The sequence below is a fragment of the Nocardioides pyridinolyticus genome (assembly GCF_054653575.1).
Window position 1 is genome coordinate 1 of the sequence record NZ_BAAIFY010000080.1, and the last position, 853, is coordinate 853.

The window sequence follows — 853 nt, forward strand, 5'->3', positions numbered from 1 at the left end:
TCAGACGGTATGAGGTGACCGCCTCGGGTTGAGGGGTTGCAGGCCGGGGCCTCTCACATGCATGTACGTGGGTTGTCGGGCAGGAGCAGCCTGCTCGACCTATCCACAGGCATAGGAGGCCCCGGTGTTTTCTGAGCGTACGAGTGTCGGGCTGGATGTGCACGCAAGGTCGGTCGTGGCGGCCGGTCTGGACGCCGTGACCGGTGAGGTCTTCAAGCAGCGGCTGGTTCCGAGCAGCGCGGTGGTTGTGGAGTGGCTGCGCAGCATGCCTGGCCCGGTGGCGGTGACCTACGAGGCCGGGCCGACCGGGTTCGGGCTGTACCGAGCCATCACCGCAGCCGGGATCCGCTGCGAGGTGGCCGCACCGTCCAAGCTGACCCGGCCGCCCGGCGATCGAGTCAAGACCGACGCGAAGGACGCCCTGCTGCTGGCCCAGCTGCTTCAGGTCGGGCAGATCGTGCCGGTGCGGGTCCCGAGCGTCAGCGAGGAGTCCGCCCGGGACCTGGTCCGGGCCCGTGAGGACGTCCGCGGCGATCTGATGCGTGCCCGGCATCGGGTGTCCAAGCTGCTGTTGCGCCACGGTCACGTGTACTACGGCGGGAACGCCTGGACTGGGAAGCACACGACGTGGCTGAACTCGATCCGGTTCGACCAGACAGCCACCCAGGCCGCCTACGAGGCCGACCGGGAAGCCGTCGACTTCGCTGTGGCGCGACGTGCCCGCCTCGATGCCGCGATCGCGGCGATGGCTGCGGACAGCGAGTTCACCGCCGTGACGCGCCGGCTGTGCTGCCTGCGAGGTATCTCCACGCTGACCGGGTTCGCGCTCGCGGTCGAGCTGGGCGACTGGGAC

Annotated in this window: 1 protein-coding gene; it reads left to right on the forward strand. The window is 69.3% G+C overall.

Annotated elements, in window-relative coordinates:
* Positions 1 to 124: 124 nt before the first annotated feature.
* Positions 125 to 853 (forward strand): IS110 family transposase (locus tag ACYQ0U_RS22735; RefSeq protein WP_459976159.1); only part of this gene is annotated, 729 nt, incomplete at its 3' end.